The organism is Bradyrhizobium sp. 604_D8_N2_3, assembly GCF_051810765.1.
GTDB lineage: Bacteria > Pseudomonadota > Alphaproteobacteria > Rhizobiales > Xanthobacteraceae > Bradyrhizobium > Bradyrhizobium barranii.
In genome coordinates, this window is sequence record NZ_JBPWPM010000001.1 from 5,380,204 (window position 1) to 5,400,371 (window position 20,168).

At 64.3% G+C, this 20,168-nt stretch carries 17 protein-coding genes; 8 read left to right on the forward strand and 9 right to left on the reverse strand.

Features of this window, described 5'->3' with window-relative positions:
• Positions 1 to 91: 91 nt before the first annotated feature.
• Positions 92 to 2,374, reverse strand: coding sequence for a GumC family protein (locus AB7245_RS25595; RefSeq protein WP_354116195.1), 2,283 nt, complete (start codon positions 2,372 to 2,374; stop codon positions 92 to 94).
• A 201-nt stretch (positions 2,375 to 2,575) separates the two neighbouring features.
• On the opposite strand from AB7245_RS25595, the gene AB7245_RS25600 reads away from it, so the two are divergent.
• From AB7245_RS25600 to AB7245_RS25610, 3 genes are all read left to right on the forward strand, one after another.
• The gene (locus AB7245_RS25600; protein WP_085400745.1) at positions 2,576 to 3,709 is read left to right on the forward strand and encodes a glycosyltransferase family 4 protein; all 1,134 of its coding nucleotides are present in this window, start codon (positions 2,576 to 2,578) and stop codon (positions 3,707 to 3,709) included.
• Between the two features lie 120 nt (positions 3,710 to 3,829).
• A complete protein-coding gene (locus AB7245_RS25605) occupies positions 3,830 to 5,380 on the forward strand; it encodes an undecaprenyl-phosphate glucose phosphotransferase (RefSeq protein WP_063982934.1) in 1,551 nt (516 codons plus the stop codon).
• Positions 5,381 to 5,523: 143 nt separating this feature from the next.
• On the forward strand, positions 5,524 to 6,786 hold the full coding sequence (locus AB7245_RS25610) for an O-antigen ligase family protein (RefSeq protein ID WP_085400747.1): 1,263 nt from the start codon (positions 5,524 to 5,526) through the stop codon (positions 6,784 to 6,786).
• A 66-nt stretch (positions 6,787 to 6,852) separates the two neighbouring features.
• Here AB7245_RS25610 and AB7245_RS25615 read toward each other — a convergent pair whose 3' ends face one another.
• Positions 6,853 to 7,323: a MarR family transcriptional regulator gene (locus AB7245_RS25615; protein ID WP_063986329.1), complete on the reverse strand. Its 471-nt coding sequence runs from the start codon at positions 7,321 to 7,323 to the stop codon at positions 6,853 to 6,855.
• A gap of 147 nt (positions 7,324 to 7,470) precedes the next feature.
• On the opposite strand from AB7245_RS25615, the gene AB7245_RS25620 reads away from it, so the two are divergent.
• The gene (locus AB7245_RS25620) at positions 7,471 to 8,667 is read left to right on the forward strand and encodes an FAD-dependent monooxygenase (protein ID WP_354116194.1); all 1,197 of its coding nucleotides are present in this window, start codon (positions 7,471 to 7,473) and stop codon (positions 8,665 to 8,667) included.
• A gap of 141 nt (positions 8,668 to 8,808) precedes the next feature.
• On the opposite strand, the gene AB7245_RS25625 is transcribed toward AB7245_RS25620, so the two are convergent.
• From AB7245_RS25625 to AB7245_RS25640, 4 genes are read right to left on the reverse strand one after another with little or no spacing between them, the layout of a single operon-like run.
• Positions 8,809 to 9,984 carry a saccharopine dehydrogenase family protein gene (locus tag AB7245_RS25625; RefSeq protein ID WP_085400750.1) on the reverse strand — a complete coding sequence of 392 codons (1,176 nt, stop codon included), beginning with the start codon at positions 9,982 to 9,984 and terminating at the stop codon, positions 8,809 to 8,811.
• A gap of 29 nt (positions 9,985 to 10,013) precedes the next feature.
• A complete protein-coding gene (locus tag AB7245_RS25630; protein ID WP_354116193.1) occupies positions 10,014 to 11,192 on the reverse strand; it encodes a saccharopine dehydrogenase family protein in 1,179 nt (392 codons plus the stop codon).
• 9 nt (positions 11,193 to 11,201) lie between these two features.
• Positions 11,202 to 11,984, reverse strand: coding sequence for a DUF169 domain-containing protein (locus AB7245_RS25635; RefSeq protein WP_028152619.1), 783 nt, complete (start codon positions 11,982 to 11,984; stop codon positions 11,202 to 11,204).
• A 60-nt stretch (positions 11,985 to 12,044) separates the two neighbouring features.
• A complete protein-coding gene (locus AB7245_RS25640; protein WP_245344054.1) occupies positions 12,045 to 12,761 on the reverse strand; it encodes a YdcF family protein in 717 nt (238 codons plus the stop codon).
• Positions 12,762 to 12,993: 232 nt separating this feature from the next.
• Here AB7245_RS25640 and AB7245_RS25645 point away from each other — a divergent pair, with 232 nt between their 5' ends.
• The 3 genes from AB7245_RS25645 (at position 12,994) to AB7245_RS25655 (ending at position 14,908) form a co-directional block, all read left to right on the forward strand.
• Positions 12,994 to 13,935, forward strand: a complete 942-nt coding sequence (locus tag AB7245_RS25645; RefSeq protein ID WP_085400755.1) for an acetamidase/formamidase family protein — start codon at positions 12,994 to 12,996, stop codon at positions 13,933 to 13,935.
• A gap of 199 nt (positions 13,936 to 14,134) precedes the next feature.
• On the forward strand, positions 14,135 to 14,332 hold the full coding sequence (locus tag AB7245_RS25650) for a hypothetical protein (protein ID WP_007603456.1): 198 nt from the start codon (positions 14,135 to 14,137) through the stop codon (positions 14,330 to 14,332).
• 72 nt (positions 14,333 to 14,404) lie between these two features.
• Positions 14,405 to 14,908 carry a GcrA family cell cycle regulator gene (locus AB7245_RS25655; RefSeq protein ID WP_063982926.1) on the forward strand — a complete coding sequence of 168 codons (504 nt, stop codon included), beginning with the start codon at positions 14,405 to 14,407 and terminating at the stop codon, positions 14,906 to 14,908.
• Between the two features lie 268 nt (positions 14,909 to 15,176).
• Here AB7245_RS25655 and AB7245_RS25660 read toward each other — a convergent pair whose 3' ends face one another.
• Positions 15,177 to 16,706, reverse strand: coding sequence for a porin (locus AB7245_RS25660; protein WP_063982925.1), 1,530 nt, complete (start codon positions 16,704 to 16,706; stop codon positions 15,177 to 15,179).
• Between the two features lie 407 nt (positions 16,707 to 17,113).
• Between AB7245_RS25660 and AB7245_RS25665 the strand changes: the two genes are divergently transcribed.
• Positions 17,114 to 17,620: a MarR family winged helix-turn-helix transcriptional regulator gene (locus tag AB7245_RS25665; RefSeq protein WP_028152624.1), complete on the forward strand. Its 507-nt coding sequence runs from the start codon at positions 17,114 to 17,116 to the stop codon at positions 17,618 to 17,620.
• 116 nt (positions 17,621 to 17,736) lie between these two features.
• Here AB7245_RS25665 and AB7245_RS25670 read toward each other — a convergent pair whose 3' ends face one another.
• Positions 17,737 to 18,855: an alpha/beta hydrolase family protein gene (locus AB7245_RS25670; RefSeq protein ID WP_085400757.1), complete on the reverse strand. Its 1,119-nt coding sequence runs from the start codon at positions 18,853 to 18,855 to the stop codon at positions 17,737 to 17,739.
• Between the two features lie 309 nt (positions 18,856 to 19,164).
• A complete protein-coding gene (locus AB7245_RS25675) occupies positions 19,165 to 20,136 on the reverse strand; it encodes an SDR family NAD(P)-dependent oxidoreductase (protein WP_085400777.1) in 972 nt (323 codons plus the stop codon).
• Positions 20,137 to 20,168 lie beyond the last annotated feature (32 nt).

The window sequence follows — 20,168 nt, forward strand, 5'->3', positions numbered from 1 at the left end:
ACGGCCATGAGACTCGCGGAGAGATACCCCTCACCCGTCTCGCCGCTACGCGACGAGCCACCCTCTCCCGCAAGGGGAGAGGGAAGAGAGATCACGCCGCGACCACGCGCGGTGCTTCGGCCGCGTCCGACGGCTGCACCGGCCTGCTCAGCATCGTCACCTCACTGAAGCCGACCGCCTTCAGCTGCTCGCACATCAGCGTGCGGGCATCCGGCGCCATCAAGGCATCGGGCACCACGACGGCGCGGGCATGCGCCGTCAAGAGTTCCGCTGGGAGGTCCGAGGCGCTGCCGGCGTCCACCAGCACGTGGTCGTAGGCGCGGAGCAGCGCATCGATCGCGAGCGTCACCCGCGGCGATTGCAGCAGGCTGCGGTCGAAGCCGGGACGGCCGGCCATGACCAGGTGCAGCCGCGAGAGCTTGTCGCGGGTGATGATTTGCGCGAACGAGGCCTCGCCCTGCATCAGCTCGGCGAGGCCGGGAGCCGAAGCATCGACGGACACCGCGGCGATGGTCGGCGAGGATGCGGCGAGATCGACCACAACGACGCGCGCATCGCGCGCCAGGTGCCGGGCCAGCGTCAGCGTCGACAGCGTGATGGCTTCGCCGGCCGCGGTGCCGAGCACCGTGACCTTCTTCGCCGCCGGTCCCGCAGCGCGCAGGCTGTCGGCCAGATGCTCGATCTCGGCGAATTCAGTGACGTCGGCATCGGCCGTCATCTCGGGCTGAAGCGGCGTAAGGTCTTCCACAACCGGATCGAGCATCGGCTCGGCCACCGGCTGGACTACCGGCTCGACCACCGGCTCTCGGCGCACCGGTGCCTGCGTCTGCGCGGGCGTGAACACGGCCACCGCACGCGGCGCGGTCTGGCGCAGCAGCTCGCCGGTGACGACGACGCCGGACGAGAGCAGCAGCGTCGCGATCGTCGCGATCAGCACGATCGGCAGCTTCTTCGGATAGGCCGGCGTATTCGAGACGATGGCGCGCGAGATGATGCGGCCCTCCGCCGGCGCCGTATCGATGCTCTCGCGGGTGCTGGCCTCGCGATACTTCCCAAGATACGTCTCGAGCAGGTCGCGCTGGGCCTTGGCTTCGCGCTCGAGCGCGCGGAGCTGGACGTCCTGACCGTTGGTCGAGGTCGCCTGCTTCTTGAGCTGATCGAGGCTCGCCGTCAGGCCGTCGACCCGGCCACTGGCGATCCGCGCATCGCTTTCGAACGAGCGCGAGATCTTGGCCGCTTCGTCGCGAATCTGGTTGTCGAGGTCGCCAAGCTGCGCCTTCAGCTCCTTGATCCGCGGGTGATTGCCGAGCAGCGTCGATGACTGTTCGGCAAGCTGCGCCCGCAACGTCACCCGCTGCTCCGACAGCCGCCGCATCAGTTCGGAGTTCACCACCTCGGACGCCTCGATCGGCTTGCCGCTCTGGAGCATCTCTTTGATCAGCCGCGCCCTGGATTCAGCATCCGCCTTCATCGAGCGTGCGTTGTTGAGCTGGGTATTGACCTCGCCCATCTGCTGGTTCGAGAGCGTGGTGTTGTTGGTGCCGACGAACAGCGACGACTTGGAACGGAAGTCCTCGACCTTGGCTTCGGCGTCGGAGACTTTCTTGCGCAGATTTTCGATTTCGCCCGAAAGCCACTGGCTGGCGCTGCGGGCCTGATCCTGGCGCGCATTCTGCTGGAGCACGAGATAGCCGTCGGCGATCGAATTGGCGACGCGCGCGGCAAGGTCGGGATCGGCGGACTGGAATTCGACCACGATCACGCGCGACTTGTCGACGGCGTAGGCCTGGAGCCGCTCGTAATAGGCATCCAGCACCCGCTCTTCCGGCGTCATCGAAAACGGATCGCGGCCGATGCCGATCAGCGCCGCGAGCGACTTCAGCGGCGAAATGCCTTGCAGCACTGGATCGAATTCGGGGCGCTCCGCGAGCTTGTTCTTCCTGATGATCTCACGCGCGAGATCGCGCGACAGCACGAGTTGCACCTGGCTGGTCACCGCCTCGGGATCGAGCGACTGCCGCTCTTCGGTGCTGCGGTCGCTGCTCGGCCGCAAGAACACGTTCTCGCGGCCGTCGATCAGGATGCGGGATTCCGACTTGTAACGCGGAGTGACGAGATTGACGGCGGCGATCGACGCGACGAGCGCGAGCACCGTCGGCACGATGATCCAGCCGCGCTTGCGGGCGAGCACCGCGCCGAGCGCGTGCAAATCGATGTCGCCGGATTCGGCTTGTGCCTGCTTCGCAGCAACGGGCGCAAGCTCTGCTTCAATCTTGGGCGCGGCTTCGGTCGATTTGGCTTCGGCCTTGGGCTTCGAAATAGCCCGCTCGACCACCGCCTTGTCCTTGCCGGCACGCCAGAACGCTAAACGCATCGAACACTCCCGCAGGGCAACGCTGCGACTCTACCTCAACCGGGGCGATTACACTCCATTAAGGTTGCTGCTGGGTTAATCGCGCCCTGCCGCGACCGGCGCGCACCGCGCCGACACCGTTTGTTAACCACGAGGGCTCTTAATCCATCTCGATATTTCGAGAATTGTTCGAGCATTCGCCGTCGAGCGCTGGTTCTGATCATGCCCCCCTCTCCCGACCGGCCGCTCCGCATCCTGCACGCCGTGCGCGCTCCCGTGGGCGGCATCTTCCGCCACATCCTCGATCTCGCCAACGGTCAGGTCGATCGCGGTCATCACGTCGGGATTCTCGCCGACAGCCTCACCGGTGGTGAGCGCGCGGACAAGGCGCTGGCCGAGCTCGCACCGCGGCTGAAGCTCGGCGTGCACCGGCTGGCGATCCGTCGCGAACCGTCGCCTGACGATTTTCTGGTGTGGCTGCGGATGCGGCGCCTGATCGCCGCGCTCAAACCCGACGTCACGCACGGCCACGGAGCCAAGGCCGGCGCCTTCGTCCGCATGCGGCGGCGATCCAACGACACCATCCGCATCTACACCCCGCATGGCGGCTCGCTGCACTATCCCCTCAACACCTTCAAGGGCGAGTTTTACGCGCGGCTCGAACGCACGCTGATGGACGCGACGGACCTGTTCCTGTTCGAGAGCGCGTTTGCGCGCGACACCTATCAGCGCATCGTCGGCACGCCCAAGGGCGTGGTGCATTGCGTCTTCAATGGCGTGACACCGGAAGAATTCGAGCCAGTTAGCATCGCCGACGATGCCACCGATCTCGCCTATGTCGGCGAGTTCAGGCACATCAAGGGTGCGGATTTGCTCGTCGATGCGGTGGCGCGCCTGCACGAGGGCGGCAAGAAGGTCACGCTCACGCTCGGCGGCGACGGCGAGGAGACGGCGGCGCTGAAGGCGCAGGTCGACAGGCTCGGCCTCTCCAGCGCCATCCGCTTCATCGGTCACGTCAAGGCGCGCTACGGCTTCTCCAAGGGGCGGCTGCTGGTCGTGCCCTCGCGCGGCGATTCCATGCCGTACGTCGTGATCGAGGCTGGAGCTGCCGGCATTCCCATGATCGCGGCCCGCGTCGGCGGCATCCCCGAGATTTTTGGGCATGACAGCCCGGCGCTGTTTGCGCCGAGCAACGCCGAGGCCATGGCCGAAGCGATCGCGGCCGCACTCGACGATCCGCAAGGAACCGCGCAGCGTGCGGTCGCCTTGCGCGAGCGCATCTCCGCGCATTTCTCCCAGCAGGCGATGGTTGACGGCGTGCTCGCGGGTTATCGCGACGCATTTGCCAATCATTAACCATCCTTAAGACCGCTTTAGAGAATCTTCCGATTTGTCCGATAATCGACGTGCCAGGGGATGCTCGCCCGGGGCGCAATGCTGCGACCTGCGGGTTTTTTGGAATGGACGTGGACGCCCGTGGAACCGCTCAACGCACGCTCGATGCTCGACGCCGCGACAGGCGCCGCGGCGAAGCCAGCTGACCAACCGTTTGTGGAGCGCCGCCGCCGGCTCTCGCCCGCTGCGCTCGACGTCGTCAACCAGAAGGTCGCCCGCGCCTATTCGCCGATCGTGATCACCGGCTTCGTCCGCTTGGCCGATTTCGCCCTGCTGAGCCTCGTCGGCATCGCGCTCTATGTCGGCTATGTCATGCCGCTCGCCGGTTCCTTCAGCTGGGTTTATCCCGCGCAGATCATCGCCGTCGCGGTCGCCGCCGTGGTCTGCTTCCAGGCCGCCGACATCTATCAGGTGCAGCTGTTCCGCGGTCAGCTCCGGCAGATGACGCGGATGATCTCCTCCTGGTCGTTCGTCTTCCTGCTGTTCATCGGCGTATCCTTCTTCGCCAAGTTCGGCAGCGAAATGTCGCGGCTGTGGCTTGCCGCCTTCTACTTCCTCGGGCTCGCCGCGCTCATCTCCCAACGTCTGGTGCTGCGCTCGCTGGTGCGCGCCTGGGCACGCCAGGGCCGGCTCGACCGCCGCACCATCGTCGTCGGCTCCGACAGCAACGGCGAGCAACTGGTCGAGGCGCTGAATGCCCAGGAGGATTCCGACATCCACGTGCTCGGCGTGTTCGACGACCGCAACGACAGTCGCGCGCTCGACACCTGCGCCGGCGCGCGCAAGCTCGGCAAGGTCGACGACATCGTCGAATTCGCCCGCCGCACCCGGGTCGATCTCGTGCTGTTCGCGCTGCCGATCTCGGCGGAGACGCGCATCCTGGAGATGTTGAAGAAGCTCTGGGTGCTGCCTGTCGACATCCGGCTCTCCGCGCACACCAACAAGCTGCGTTTCCGTCCCCGCTCCTATTCCTACCTCGGCGAGGTGCCGACGCTCGACGTGTTCGAGGCGCCGATCACCGACTGGGACCTGGTGATGAAGTGGCTGTTCGACCGCATCGTCGGTGGCCTCGCGCTGCTCGCAGCCCTGCCGGTGATGGGACTGGTGGCGCTGGCGGTGAAGCTCGACAGCCCCGGCCCAGCGCTGTTCCGTCAGAAGCGCTTCGGCTTCAACAACGAGCGTATCGACGTCTACAAATTCCGCTCGATGTACCACCATCAGGCCGACCCGACCGCCTCCAAGGTCGTGACCAAGAACGATCCACGCGTCACCCGCGTCGGCCGCTTCATCCGCAAGACCAGCCTCGACGAGCTGCCGCAGCTCTTCAACGTGGTGTTCTCAGGCAATTTGTCCCTGGTCGGCCCGCGTCCGCATGCGGTGCAGGGCAAGCTCCAGAGCCGCCTTTTCGACGAAGCCGTCGACGGCTATTTCGCTCGTCACCGCGTCAAGCCCGGTATCACCGGCTGGGCCCAGATCAACGGCTGGCGCGGCGAGATCGACAATGAAGAGAAGATCCAGAAGCGCGTCGAATTCGACCTCTACTACATCGAGAACTGGTCGGTGCTGTTCGACCTCGTCATTCTCCTGAAGACGCCGGTCTCGCTGCTGACCAAGAACGAGAACGCGTATTGAGTTTCCGTCATGCCCCGGCTCGACCGGGGCATCCAGTATTCCGCAGCGCCGGCCGTCTTCTGCAACGCGCGCCGCGGAATACTGGATCGCCCGGTCAAGCCAGGCGATGACAGCTTGTTTGTGGCGTATAGCGTGAGCGTGTGATGGCGTATGCGGCAACAGCCGGGGAGATGAATGCAGCGGTTCGCGCTGCGCCCGGCGTGCTGGCCATCCAGCGCGCGCTGGTGTGGCTGGCCGGCGCCTCCGGAGCCATCGTATTCATCGAGCCGAGCCCCTACGAGATCGTGACGCTGCTGGCCGCGGTCACCTTCTTCGCGACCGGCCTGCGCCTGCGGCTCGTGCTGATGCCGCTGATCCTGATGCTGGTCCTGCTCAATGTCGGCTACACGATCAGCGCGGTCCCGCTGTTCGAACAGTCCGAGGTGGCGAGCTGGATTGCGACCTCCTGGTACATGGCGGTCACCGTCGTGTTCTTCGCGATGGTCACCTCGGAAGACACCGCGGCCCGGCTCGACATGCTCCGCCGCGGCCTCGTGGTCGGCGCGATGGTCGCCTCGCTGTCGGCGGTCGCCGGCTACTTCCATCTGGTTCCCGGCGGAGACGATCTCCTCACACTCTACGGGCGCGCGCGCGGCACGTTCAAGGATCCGAACGTGCTCGGCGCCTTCCTGATCCTGCCGGCGCTGTTCGCGCTCCAGAGCGTGGTCTCCGACAAGTTTGCCAAGGCGTTCCGCAACGTCATCGCCTTCGGCATCATGTCGCTGGCGATCCTGCTCGCGTTCTCCCGGGCCGCCTGGGGCGGACTGGTGCTGACCTCCGCCTTCATGTTGGCGCTGATGGTGCTGACCAGCCGCACCAACGCGCAGCGCTCGCGCATCGTCGTCATGGCGATCGTCGCCGCGGTGCTGGGCCTCGCGCTGATCGCGGTGCTGCTGTCATTCGATTCCACCGCCGAGATGTTCAAGCAGCGCGCAAGCTTCGACCAGAGCTATGACGAAGGCCGCTTCGGCCGGTTCGGCCGGCACATCCTCGGCGCGGAGATGGCGCTCGACCTACCATTCGGCATCGGCCCCCTGCAATTCCACCGCTACTTCCCCGAGGACACCCACAACTCCTACCTCAACGCCTTCATGTCCGGCGGCTGGCTCTCCGGCGTGTGCTATCCCGCGCTGGTCTTCACCACCGTGATCATGGGTATCCGGCACATCTTCGTCCGTGTGCCCTGGCAGCGCGCTTATCTCGCGATCTTCTCCGCCTTCGTCGGCACCGTCGGCGAGAGCTTCGTGATCGACACCGACCACTGGCGGCACTTCTGGATGATGCTGGGCGCGATGTGGGGCATGATCGCGGCTGCGCAGGCTTACAAGATCAAGGACATTACCGTTCCGATGGAATCGGAACGGTAATGTCTGGCTTTCTGTTTTGACGCGTTTTCTTGACGCGAACCGGTATCCACTTCGCTCGAAAACGCTCTAGCGACGAAGTTTCTTCAGCTTGAGATCGGGCCGCTTTTCCGGCGGCGTATCGAGAAGTCCCTTCAGCGCCTCGGTTGCCGCGAGCACGCCCTTGTAACCCTCGGTCGCGAAGCGCAGCAGCAGGCGCAGCTCTTCGTCGGAATAGGCGCCGAACACCTTCTCCATCGCCTGCTGCATCGGCACATAGAGCTGGCCGATCTTCATCGCAGTCTCCGGCACGACGGAAATGAAGACCTTGCGGCGGTCTTGCTCGTCCCGCTCGCGGCGCACCAGCCCGGCCTTCTCGAGCCGGTCTACCACGCCGGTGATGGCACCCGTCGTCAGCCCCGTGACCTCGGCGAGCCGGCCCGCGGTAACGCGGCCCTCCAGATAGAGAATGTCCATGCATTCGAGGTCGGAATTGGCAATTCCGGCAACGTTCGCAACCGTTTGGCCATAGAGCACGCCCTGCGCGGACGACCGCCGCATCGCCTCCTCGAGCTCCTGCAACAGCGCCGCGCGCGCCTTCGTCCTTGACAAGGCCGACCTCATATCTTAGTCGATATATATCTTAGCTACTAAGAGATTTAGCAACCGTAATTTCTCCTAGCACCACGGAAACGTCGGGAGCAAGCCATGTCCAACCGTCCCCGCAAGGCCCTGATCATCGGCGCCGGTATCGCCGGGCCCGTCACCGCGATCCTGCTGCGCCGCGCTGGCATCGAATCCGCGATCTACGAGGCCTGGCCTTATTCGAAAGGTATCGGCGGCGGCCTCCAGATCGCACCGAACGGCATGCATGTGCTGGACGAGATCGGGCTCGCGAACGAGCTGATCAGCCGCGGCTCGATCGCCGAATCCTTCGACTTCTATTCGCAGAGCGGCGAACGGCTCGGCTCGATCAACCGTGACATGGCGCGGCGCTTCGGCCAGCCGGCAGTGAACGTCTGCCGCGCCACGCTGAACGAAATCCTGATCGACAAGGCCTGGTGCGCCTGCGTCTCGCTCTATTTCGAGAAGCGCCTGATCAAGATCGAGGACCGCGGCGACCAGCCGATCATCGCCTACTTCTCCGACGGCACCACGGCAGAAGGCGACTTCCTGATCGGCGCCGACGGCGTGCACTCGGTCGTGCGCCGCCAGGTCGTGCCGGACGGTCCGCAACCGTTCGACACCGGGCTGATCGGGTTCGGCGGCTTCGTGCCGCACGCCGTCCTCGATGGAAGGCCGATCGGCCGGCACGTCGAGACCACGTTCGGCAAGAGCGGCTTCTTCGGTTACGGCTATTGCAGCCCGGATCCGAACGACGGCGTGATGTGGTGGAGCACACAGCCCGCGCACGGCATGGACGCGACGATGTTCCGCGCGCTCGACCCCGCGACGCTGAAACAGCATCTGCGCGGCTTCCATCACGGCTGGCACGATCCGATCCCCGACATCATCGACGCGGCCGAGAACATCGTGGTCACCGACACGCTCGACGTCGCGACCTTGCCGACCTGGTCGCGCAAGCGCTCGCTGCTGATCGGCGATGCCGCGCATGCGACCAGCCCCCACGCGGGCCAGGGCGCTTCGCTCGCACTCGAGGATGCGATGCGGCTCGCGCGGCTGATGCAGGAGGGCCAGGAGCTCGGCGCCACCTTCCAGGCCTTCGAGGCCGAGCGGCGCCCGCGCACCGAAAAGATCGTCGCGATGGCGCGCCGCAACGGCAACAGCAAGCGCGAGTTCAGCGCCACCGGTGCATGGGTCCGCAATCAGATGATGAAATGGCTGTTGCCGCTGGGATCGAAGAGCATGGAGTTCATGTACGCGTATGATGCGCGGGCGGCGTAGCGGCAATCTCACTGTCATCGCCCGCGAAGGCGGGCGATCCAGTACGCCGCCGCCTCTCGATTCAACAACACTGTCTCTGGAATACTGGGTCGCCCGGTCAAGCCGGGCGACGACACCGTCATTTAAGCACGCAAAAGCCGCCTACCCCTCCACCTCGAACCTCAGCCCTGCATTCTCCCGCAGCCGCCTGATCAGCTTGTGCTGCATCGCTGCGCCCGGCGTCCAGAGACCGGCCGGGACATCAGGCGTGTCGCGCAACAGGCAGATCGCGCATTCGGAAACCATCTTCGCCGTTGAGGCATAGCCGGGATCGAGATCGCCCTTCACCGCCGCGCGAACCTGACGGCCGTCGGGCGCGATCGCGACATAGAGCACGTCGTAATGACCGTTGTCGCGCTCTTCCTTCGATGGCCCGTCGCCGGGCTTGAGCGCTTTGGGGCCAGTCTTTTCGCTATTGGCGGCCATGACGAGCTTCGCGTTGGCCTGCCCTTCGTCCCCCGTCCCCGTCAGCACCATCTCGTCGTAGACGAAATCCCGGCCATACGGGAATCCCATCAGCATGTTGGAGCGATGGACGTTGCGCGTGTTCAGCGTCGCCATAGCAAACGGGGCGGACCAGGATTGCAGGTCTTCCTCGAAAACGGGCTTGTTGCCGCGCGGCTGTTTCGGCCCCTCGAAGCCGGGCGTGAATGCGAAGGGGTCCTTGAGGATCGACACCAGGCTGAGATCCTGCGCGACTGCTTCGAAGGTGACCCTCGCGCTCGCCGAGGTGCCGCCGGAGAACTTCCAGCTGAGGTCGCGGACGCGCCCCTTGACGCGCGGCGCCGGCGCTCCGAACACGCGACGGGCTTCCTCCTGCACGAAGAACGCACCGAGCTCGAACGGGATGGAATCGAAGCCGCAGGAGAACATGATGCGCGCACCGCTCGCCCTGGCTGCCGTCTCATGCTTGTCGATCATCTGCTTCAGCCAGATCGGCTCGCCGCAGAGATCCATATAGTCGGTGCCCGACGCGACGCAGGCGGCAAGCAGATCGGAGCCGTAGAGCTGGTAGGGACCGACCGTTGTGACCACCAGCTTCGCCTGATCGACCATCGCGCGCAACGACGCAGGATCAGCTGCGTCCGCCACGATCAGCGGCGTATCAGCGGGTGCGCCGATCGCATCGCGAACGGAGGCGAGCTTGTCCCTGCTGCGCCCGGCCATCGCCCATGTCGGCGCGCCGTCACCGGCGTAGCTTGCAGCGAGATATTCGGCGACGAGCTGGCCGGTGTATCCCGTTGCGCCGTAGACGACGATGTCGAACTTCGTGGACACGGATCACGCTTCCTTGGGAGCCGTGGACCTTATGCTTCCACTCCGAACGTCAGCCCGGCATTGTCCCGCAGCCGCTTGATCAGCTTGTGCTGCATCGCCGCGCCCGGCGTCCAGAATCCGGCCGGGACGTCTGTCACATCGCGCAACAGGCACATCGCGCATTCGGAGATCATCTTCGAGGTCGAGCCGTAGCCGGGATCGCGGTCGCCGGTGACGCCGGCGCGAACCATGCGGCCGTCGGGCGCGATCGCGACATAGAGCAGGTCGAAGCGGCCGGTCTCCCGCTCTTCCTTCGACGGCCCCTCGCCCGGCTTCGGCGCGTTCGGACCGGTCTTCTCGGCGTTGGCTGCCACCACGCGCTGCGCGTTGGCTTCGCCCTTCTCGCCGGGACCCGTCAGAACCATCTCGTCGTAGACGAAGTCCTGGCCGTAGGGAAAGCCCATCAGCATGTTGGAGCGGTGGACATTGCGCGTGTTGATCAGTGCCATCATGAACGGCGCGGCCCAGGATTGCAGGTCCTCCTCGAGCAGCGACCTGTTGCCCTTCGGCTGCTTCGGGCCGGTGAAGCCTGGCGTCAACGCGAACGGATCGTTCAGGATCGCGATCAGGCTGATGTCCTTTGCGACCGCATCGAAGGTCGCCTTCGCGCTCGCCGCGGTGCCGCCCGAGAGCGTGCCGCGCATGTCGCGCACGCGGCCTTTCACACGCGAAGCCGGAGCGCCGAACACGCGCTTGGCCTCTTCCTGCACGACAAACGCACCGAGCTCGAACGGCACGGAATCGAAACCGCATGAAAACACGATACGCGCACCGCTCTCTTTCGCTGCCGCCTCGTACTTGTCGATCATCTGCCGCATCCAGATCGGCTCGCCGCAGAGATCGAAATAATCGGTGCCAGTAGCAACGCAGGCAGCTAACAGCTCCTCGCCATAGAGCTGATACGGGCCGACGGTGGTGATCACCGACATCGTCTGCTCCGCCATCGCCTTCAGCGAGGCCGCGTCCGATGCATCCGCGACAATCAGCGGCGTATTCCCGGGCGCGCCGATCGCATCGCGTACTGACTTGAGCTTGCCGAGGCTACGGCCTGCCATCGCCCATTTGAGCGCGTGGTCGCCCTTGTAATGCTGAGTCAGATATTCGGCGACGAGCTGGCCGGTGAAACCGGTCGCACCGTAGACGACGATGTCGAATTTCGCTGAGCTCATGGTCGACCTTTACTTCTTCGCGTAACTCACGCCCATGCCGGCGCGGACGTCGCTTTGAATCCCATAAGGCGGAATCGGATAGCGCAGGCCGTTCTTGGCCAGCGCCTTCATGCCCTCGATCGCCTTGGCGAGATGCGAGGGCTTCAAGGCCATCAGCATCTCCTCGTCCGGCACGCCGCCATAGCGCCGTTCGGCATAGCATGGCAAGGACAGGCTGGGCTCGCCGGTTTTCAGCGCCCGCCCCCAGGAATCCGCGCAGGCGGTCTCACCGACCACCCCCCATTCGAACTTCTTGTAGCCGGTATATTGCAGCCCGTTGATCAGGATGATCATCTGCCCCGGCGTCGCATAGACCAGGCAGATGTCGGGCGGATCGAGCCGCCCGCTCGCGAGCGGACTGACCGCAAGCGCCTGATACTGCCCGAATGGAACCACGTCCAGCGCCTCCTGGCGCTTGCGCGCGTCCTCGGCGGTGCCGTGCCAGACCCCGACATAGTTTTCGCCGGCGAGCCATTTTTCGTCCTGCGGCGCAAGCCCGATCACGGCGCGACACTGCGCACCGACAAGATCGTCGGCGGTAATGCCGACCGTCCAGCCCAGACGTGCAGCCATGCTAACGATCTGGTCGGTGGTGTGGACCGCGTTCGGCCGCCGGATTTTCGGGATCGCCTCCATGTCGGCGGCACGCGCGAACAGCTTCATGCCGATCACCGTCGTCTTCAGCCGCAGCAGGCTGTTGAGGTCGGCGACGAGCCCGGCAAGATCGATCCTGTCTGCGCTCTGCTGTTGCATGGCGTCCTCCCGACCGACGATCGCGCGCCGGTACTCTGTTCTTGTTTTGCGGCTCCCGTTTTAGTCCTTGCCCGGTCCCGGAAGCAACTCGCCGGTCCGCCCCATGATGCGATACGCCAAAAGGCCGATCCATTCGCGCACGGCGACATCGGTCTTGCCGAGCCCATCGGCCCCATTGCGGGTGAAGGCGAAGAGCCCGTCGCGCCCGCCCATCCGCCAATCCACCGGATAGGCTTCGACATCGAACCCGGCCTTGCGGAAGATGCCCATCGCGCGCGGCATGTGGAAAGCCGACGTGACCAGAAGCCAGCGTTCGCCCGGCTTCGGCGTCACCAGCTGCTTTGTGAAGATCGCGTTCTCCCAGGTGTTGCGGGAGTCGCGCTCGAGGATCAGGCGCTCCTTCGGTATGCCCAGGCTTTCCAGGATCGGCGCGGTGTAGTCGGCCTCCCTCGCCTCCGTCGCGACCAGGTTCGCCGAGCCGCCGGTGAAGACGATACGCGCGTTCGGATAGCGCCGCGCGAGGTCGGCCGGCGCCAGCATGCGATCGGCCGCGTGCGCAACCACGGGCGTGCGATGCGCCGCCGACAGATCGGTGTCGATCGAGCCGCCGAGCACGATGATGCCGTCGGGGGCGCCCCGCGACGGGTCCCACGCCGGGAAACGCGACTCCAGCGGATAGAGCAGAAGATTGCCGATCGGCGAGAACGCGATCAGCGCAAGCAGCACCAGCGTAGTCACGGCAAGCTTGCGGCCGACCGCAGCAAACCGCGTCGCCATCAGCAGCAGCGACAGGATTCCGAGCTCGATCAGGAGATTGATCGGCAGCAGAGCGGTGCCGAGGGTCTTGGAAAGAACGAAATACAGGGGAGCCTCGCTGGAATGATCGTGCCGGGCTTGACCGGCCCGTCCATCTTCAGAAATCTTCTTGAAAGAGGATCGATCGCCGGGTCAAGCCCGGGCATAACAGGTTCTCATGACGAGTTCTGATGAAACCGATTGGACGCGGCCAATGACCCATCACCACCTGCATTCAAGCCCCGAGACCTGCCATTGGGGCTTCTTCGAAGCCGCGCTCAAACCGGTCCTCACCGTCAAAAGCGGCGATGAGGTGACGGTCGACACCATCAGCGGCGGGCCCGACATGCTGCCCGACCGCACCAAATTTCACATTCCGCCGGAGATGTTCGAGGTTCACGCCAAAAACGAGCGCATGCTGCCCGGCCACATCCTCACCGGCCCGATCGCAGTCGAGGGCGCCGAGCCCGGCGACGTGCTGGCGGTCGAGATCCTCGACGTCCAGCTCCGGCAGGATTGGGGCTGGAACATGATCAAGCCGCTGTCCGGCACCCTGCCCGACGATTTCCACGAAACGCGCATCCTGAACATCCCGCTCGACCGGTCGCGGATGGTCGGCCGCATGCCCTGGGGCCTCGATCTGCCGCTCAAGCCGTTCTTCGGCGTGATGGGCGTCTCGCCACCATCGGCCTGGGGCCGCATCTCCTCGCTTGTGCCGCGCGCAATGGGCGGCAATCTCGACAACAAGGAACTCGGGGCCGGTGCGACGCTCTATTTGCCGGTGTTCGTCCCGGGCGCGATGTTCTCCTGCGGCGACGGCCATGGTGTGCAGGGCGACGGCGAGGTCTGCGTCACCGCGATCGAGACCGCGCTTCAGGGCCGTTTCCGCCTGACGCTGCGCAAGGACCTCAGGTTCGACTATCCCCGCGCGGAGACGGCGACGCATTACATGACCATGGCCATGGACCCCGACCTCGACCAGTGCGTGGTGCGCGCGCTGCGCGACATGATCGTGCTGCTCGGCGAGACGCGAAACCTGTCGCGCGAGGACGCCTACACGCTGTGCAGCCTAGCCGCCGACCTGCGGGTGACGCAGACCGTCAACGGCTGCAAGGGCATCCATTGCATGATCGAAAAGGCGATCGTGCACGGCTAGCCGCACCCGCCTGCTCGGACCCGTCTCCACTCCGCCGCCGCTCGGCATCCCGCGCGGCGCGTGGCGCTGCGCCTGATTTCCCGAGTGATTCCAATGAGCTGAAACACCGGTCTCGCCCGGATTTGACTCCCACCCCTGAACCTAAATAGAGTCTTAATCGTTACTTTTATGTACCCGAGTAAGAGGCTAGCGTTCGGCCATGGCCACCGAAAAAGCCGAGACTGACCGCATTCCCGTAACCTTGGCGCTCTCGACCATCACCTATCTGGAAAAACTGGTGAGACAGGGCACCCACGGCACCAGCGTTCCCGGCGTCGCACGCACTCTGATCGAGGAAGGCATCCGTCTCGCCATCAAGGACGGCCTTTTGTCGATTCGCGACAACGGCAGAACGTGAGGGCGCGCCGGACGTGAGGCGGACGGATCTCGAGAGGCGGATGGCCGACATCTGCAACCTGGGACCGTTACAATGCCTGTTCTCTCACCAACTTCTTCACCGACTGCTTCTTCACCGACTTGGACCAACGAACGAATTGAGCTTCTGAAGCAGCACTTCGAGGCCGGCCTCACCTGCAGCGAGATCGCTGCCGACATCGGCGTCAGCCGCAACGCGGTGATCGGCAAGCTGTCCCGGCTCAATCTCACGCGCGGCAGGACGAGCGACGAGCGCAAGCTCGAGCGGAGCCTCGCGCCGCGGCGCGGGACGAGAGCCGTACCGCGGCTGCAATATGAGATGCTCGCCACGATCTACGGCGACACCGACACACCTGTGGTCGCGGGTCCGATCGACGATGCCAACCGCTGCTCGCTGCTGGAGCTCGCCGAGAATCGCTGCCGCTGGCCGATCTCGACGCCGGGCGCAGACGACTTCTGCTTCTGCGGCAATACCGCGCCCGACGGCCAGTCCTACTGCGTCGGCCACAGCCGCCTCGCCTACCGGCCGAACTCGCGCGCCCGTGTGATGCGCGGCTGAAGGAAAATCCCAAAACGAAAAACCTCCGGCGGGGCATCACCGGAGGTTTCTGGAGGCTTAGCATGAAGCTAAGAGCCGTGACTTTCGTAATCGGCTGAAAACAAGATAGCTGATCAACTCAGGTAAGTAAATAAGTTTGAGGGCGATCGATTCGCATAGCTCGTCTTCGTCGTTTGCAACGTGTTGCCGGATTTTCCGAAGGCCGCTTTCATGAAAAAGCCCCGGCGGTTTCCCGCCGGGGCTCTATCAGATCGGAACGGTCTTCAGCTTACCAGTTGCGCTGGGCGCGCAGCAGCAGGCTGTAGGTGTCCTGGTCCTTCAGCTCGTAGGTTGCCGCAGGCTTGGCAACCGACGCCAGCGCCGGGGTGGTGATCACGCCCGAGTACTTCTGGTCGAGGTGGCTGTAGACGAAGTCAGCCGAGAAGGTCAGGTTCTTGACCGGCGTCCAGCGGGTGATGACGCCGATCTGGCCGATGTTGAAGTCCGGGTTGCAGGTGCCGGTCAGCGAGGCGAACGCAGCGCTGCCGCAGATCAGGCCCTTCGCCGTGCCGCTGTAGTTGACCGCAGCCCACGCGCCGTAGAGCGCCGTATTCCAGTACGGGTTCCAGTTGTGGGTGTAGGCACCACGGAAACCGTAGGTCTTGGTCAGCTCGAGCTGGCCGTTGGGACCGAACACCGCGTCAGACACGCCGGCAAAGCCGATGCTCTGATACGCGCTGCCCGAACCGCCGAACATCGAGTAGCTGGTCGCCGCCAGCGACTGGAAGTTGTAGCGGCTCGCGCCGTCGGTATAGACGCCCGAGATGTTGATCACGTCGCCAGCACCGGTCGGGATGTTCTTGATCTGCAGAGCTAGCTGAACGGCCCAGCCCCACTTGTCTTCCGGATGACCGGTGACTTCGGACGCGCCGTAGTAGGCGACGTGGTTGTCGTGCGCAGCCACCGACGCCTGGAACAGGCCCCAGGCCTGGTCGACACGAACCATGCCGACGATGTCGGGCGACCTAGTGCCGCCGATATCGTTCGAGCCGTAAGCACCGCCGAGGACGCCGCTGGTGGACATGCCGGCGGTGTTCCAGATGTTGGTCGTGAAGAACTGGGTCTGGTCCTGCGCCGAAACGGTCGCGGTCACGCCCTGGCCGAAATCGGCCGTGTAGGTGAACTGGGCGACGCCGTTCACGGAGCCGCTGCCACCGACGAGCTGGTCGAAGTTGTTGCCGGGATAGTTGGTCCAGGGCGCGTCGAACTGCGACACGGACTTACCCATGGTGAAGCCGGCGAACTGGATGAACGCATAGTAGACGCCGAGCGTACCACCCGAGATCGTGCCCGAGCTTGCGTTGTTCGGCGCAGACACGCCCGTGCTTCCGAGTTGCGAGTAAACGGTCGCGCCTGTTGCCGAGCCGCTTCCCGTATAGTTATCGGTCGTCCAGGTGAACACCGCGTCAAAGTAAGTGCGAACCACCCCGTACTCAGTCGCGGTACGGGTATCGATGTTGAGGTCCTCGCGAGCGCGCGCCAAATAGTAGTTCGACAGGCGGTTGTTCGCGCCGGAAACACCGTTGTAGGCGGCGCTGTAGTTGCCGCCGGCATTGAGCGCGACTTCAGCACGCAGATAGCCGCCGAGCTTGATGCAGGTGTCGGTGCCCGGGATGTAGTAGAAGCCCGCGCCGTAGAGCGAGCAGATCTTGACGTACTCGACCGCCTTGGCCTTGACCGGAAGATCGGCCGCTTGTGCTCCGCCGACGGCGATCAGACCCGCCGCAGTGCCGAGCAAAAGGCTCTTCACCACTTTCATATAAAACCTCCAAGTTGCTCATTTTACGGAGACCGGACCGTGAGGCCCCCCAGATCCCCGTCTTTTCAAATCCGCTCGGCCGCTTCGCGCTTTTGGACACACCCGCATCGACGCGAGGGACGTGAGCGAACCACCTGCAACGGGACGATTGAGTACCCCCCACCGTCACGGGCCAATATGCCTGCGCCGTTCCGCTAATCAAAATAGTTTATTTAGTCAGCTTTGTTGTTTCACTAAACCTGTGCCCCGCGCGCAACACCGCGAGTGAGGGAATATGCTGAGCTGATCATCTTTGTAGTTTTAGTGACAAAATTACCCTGCTCTGCACTTGCGTCAGGGCAGACTTGCGTGGACTATGGCCGTGCAAGACACCGGCCGGAAAAGAATCAGATCACGGGAGTGACGCTGTGTCAGCGACCAGGAAGGAAGGGGCGCGCCTCCGCTCCATCGGCAATCTCGATATCATCAGGCGTTTCACCTGGGAAATTTCGTCGATCAACATGTATCTGGAGGAGTTGCGTCAGTTCTGGGCGAGAACGCTGGGCATCAGCGGTCCGCAATGGCTGATCCTGATGGCGATCTCCGACCTCGACAAGGACGACGGCGTGCCCGTCAACGTGGTCTCCAAGCTGCTCCACGTCGATCCGTCCTTCGTCACCACCCAGTCCAAGCTGCTGGAGAAGAAGGGCCTGCTGCGGCGGCGGCCCTCGCCGACCGACGCCCGCGTGGTGCGGCTGTCGCTGGTCGAGAAGACGCAGAAGCACATCGCAAGCCTCAACGAGCAGTACAAAACGATCCGCGAATTCGTCTTCCAGGAATTCGACGAGAACGAACTGACCGAATTCACCGGCAAGCTCGCGACGCTGAAGACCCGGCTCGAAAAGGCCTGCGTCAGGATATCCCTCGACTACTAAAGCATGATCCGGAAAAGTGCGAAGCGGTTTTCCGAAAAGATCATGCCCAAGCAACAACCTAAAGCGCGATGACGATTCATCCCAATCTCATCGCGCTTTAGGACAGCAGGCGGCGTTCAGATCCGCCGCCCCGTGGCGCCCAGTTGCGATTCCAGCCAGTCGAAGATGTATTCGTTGGCAAGGCTGGGATTGTCCGCGTGGGCCTGTGCCGCGCCGGTCTCCTGCGCGGTGAACACCTTCAGCACGATGTCGGAGCTGCCGAGTCGCGACTTCTGCACGATCTGGCGCGCCCGGTCGGCCTTGAGCCAGCCGTCCTCGCCGAGTGTGATCAGCACCGGACAGTCGGCGCTCGAGGCCATCAACGGCGCCGACGGCACCGGGACGATGCTGAGGTCGCTCATCGCAAAGCGGCTGGCGAAGAAGGATCGTTCGTGCAGGTCCCACAGACCGCCGTCGCAGACGGCCGCGGCGAGCCTCGGCTCCTGCAACACCGCGCGCGCGACGAAGGAAGAGCCCCACCCGTCGGCCACGATGGCGACGCGATCGAAATCGACGTCGCGGCGCGTCTCCAGATAATCCATGACGCTGGCAATCGAGCTCTCGAGGTCGCGGCGCTGCAGGAGCGTATCGGTATAGTCGTCACGCTGGTCGCCGAGCAGGTCCAGCGCGAGCATCGACAGTCCGCGTTCGCGCGCATGCGGCGCGAGCTTGAACAGGAATTCTTCCTTGCGGTGTCCGGGCTCGCCGATGCAGATCACGGTCGGAGCCCGCTTGCCGGCCGGGGACGCAGGCAGGAAATAGCCTTGCAAAACGTGTCCGTCATCGGCCCAGGGAATCGTGACGACCTCGCCAGCCGGACCGCGCGCGGTGAGGAAGCGGCGCGCGCATTCCTGCATGGCGAGCACCGCGACCCAGCGGCGCTCGTCGGCCTGGTCCAGCGGCATCGCGGCCGCGCCGTAGTAGTTCATCGCCCGCAGCCAGTTGCGCTGCGCGGTCGCCATGTGGCCTTCCGCGAACGCCGCCTCGGCACGCTGCCGGTTGGCTTGCGCCAGCCGCTTCCATTCGCGGTGCCAGGACTGCTCGCCGCCCTGCTTGAGCTGCCGCGCGATCATCAGGCATTCTGCGATGGTGGCGCCACCCTCCTGCGCCGCGGTGAGGAGCCGCGTGAATTCAGCGGAAATATCCTCTCTCTCCGGGCAGAGGATCCAGTCGTCGGAGAGGCATGCGGGTATCATCGGAGCTACGCTTTATGATGGCGTTACCCCTGATCGACTAAACTATTTTGGTTCACCAACCAAGCTGCCGTGCGCCGAATGAGACCCGTTTCACATCACCATCGCTTGAACATTGCTTGAACGACGGAGCATGTCGCATGCGTGACATTCCAAATCGTCATAAGGCGTCGAAAAGTGGCAAGAGGTGGCACGTAAAGTTACCTGCGTAACATGTAAATTACCTGTGTAATAATACGTCCGCACCTCTTGCCATGATGATCGTCATACCTACATACGCGGACGTTCGTTGACAGTCTCAGCCAAACCGAATCAACCGAGCCGCCAGCCAACTTCCTGCGTAAAGCTTTCATAGAAGGCGCGGTCATAGGCCTGCTCCGGCGTTGCGCGCACGCGTTCGTCAAGGCGCTTTGCGTCTTCGCCCACAAGAATGCGCCACCGGTCCGCCTTGACCCCGTCGAGGATGATCTTCGCGGCCTGCGCGGCCGTCGTCGGTGCGTCCTCGAGGAAGCTGCGGGCGCGTTCGGCGAACGCAGCCTGGATGTCCTCGTCCGACATCTTTTCAGCATCCGGCACGCCAGCCGCGACCATGCGCTTGCGGGTCAGCGCGACCTCGTCGGCATTGAGCCGCTCCGACCCGTCGGCGCTCTGCACCTTGCGCGAATTGGAGACGATCGAGGTGCCGATATGGCCGGGCATCACCACCGAGCATTTGACGTGCGGCGCGTGCAGGCGAAGGTCGTTGATCAGCGCTTCGGTAAATCCTTTCACCGCGAACTTGGCCGAACTGTAGGCGGTGTGCGCCTGGTTCATGCCGATAGAGGCCCAGAAGCCGTTGACGCTCGCGGTGTTGACGATGTGGGCCTCGTCCGCCGCCACCAGCATCGGCAGGAAGGTGCGCACGCCGAGATAGACGCCGCCCCAGCAGATGTTGAAGGTACGCTCCCACTGCTCGCGCGTGTTGGTGAACAGGCTGCCGCCGCCACCGATGCCGGCATTGTTGAACAGGAGATGGATCCGGTCGGTCTTCTGCTGCTCGGCGAGCTCATCGCGAAACCGCTTGAGATGGTCCTCGATCGAGACGTCGGCGACATGGGTCGTGACCCGCAGGCCCTGCGGCAGCTTCTCGACCTCGCAAAGCCGCTTGGTCTCGGCCATCGCGGCCTCCGAGACGTCGCACATCGCGACATTGCAGCCCTCGGCGACGAGCTGCCGCGCGAGCTCGCGTCCCATCCCCGTGCCGCCGCCGGTGATGACGGCGATCTTTCCTGCAAAATCCTTCATGGGACTTCGGTCCCTCCCCTTGTCGGTATGTT

Coding starts and splice junctions, on each gene's coding strand:
- AB7245_RS25635 (WP_028152619.1), bottom strand. CDS start 11,984: ATGCAACAGCAGAGCGCAGACAGGATCGATCTTGCCGGGCTCGTCGCC.
- AB7245_RS25615 (WP_063986329.1), bottom strand. CDS start 7,323: ATGCGGCGGTCGTCCGCGCAGGGCGTGCTCTATGGCCAAACGGTTGCG.
- AB7245_RS25600 (WP_085400745.1), top strand. CDS start 2,576: ATGCCCCCCTCTCCCGACCGGCCGCTCCGCATCCTGCACGCCGTGCGC.
- AB7245_RS25650 (WP_007603456.1), top strand. CDS start 14,135: ATGGCCACCGAAAAAGCCGAGACTGACCGCATTCCCGTAACCTTGGCG.
- AB7245_RS25645 (WP_085400755.1), top strand. CDS start 12,994: ATGACCCATCACCACCTGCATTCAAGCCCCGAGACCTGCCATTGGGGC.
- AB7245_RS25610 (WP_085400747.1), top strand. CDS start 5,524: ATGGCGTATGCGGCAACAGCCGGGGAGATGAATGCAGCGGTTCGCGCT.
- AB7245_RS25670 (WP_085400757.1), bottom strand. CDS start 18,855: ATGATACCCGCATGCCTCTCCGACGACTGGATCCTCTGCCCGGAGAGA.
- AB7245_RS25630 (WP_354116193.1), bottom strand. CDS start 11,192: ATGAGCTCAGCGAAATTCGACATCGTCGTCTACGGTGCGACCGGTTTC.
- AB7245_RS25595 (WP_354116195.1), bottom strand. CDS start 2,374: ATGCGTTTAGCGTTCTGGCGTGCCGGCAAGGACAAGGCGGTGGTCGAG.
- AB7245_RS25655 (WP_063982926.1), top strand. CDS start 14,405: ATGCCTGTTCTCTCACCAACTTCTTCACCGACTGCTTCTTCACCGACT.
- AB7245_RS25675 (WP_085400777.1), bottom strand. CDS start 20,136: ATGAAGGATTTTGCAGGAAAGATCGCCGTCATCACCGGCGGCGGCACG.
- AB7245_RS25620 (WP_354116194.1), top strand. CDS start 7,471: ATGTCCAACCGTCCCCGCAAGGCCCTGATCATCGGCGCCGGTATCGCC.
- AB7245_RS25640 (WP_245344054.1), bottom strand. CDS start 12,761: ATGGCGACGCGGTTTGCTGCGGTCGGCCGCAAGCTTGCCGTGACTACG.
- AB7245_RS25660 (WP_063982925.1), bottom strand. CDS start 16,706: ATGAAAGTGGTGAAGAGCCTTTTGCTCGGCACTGCGGCGGGTCTGATC.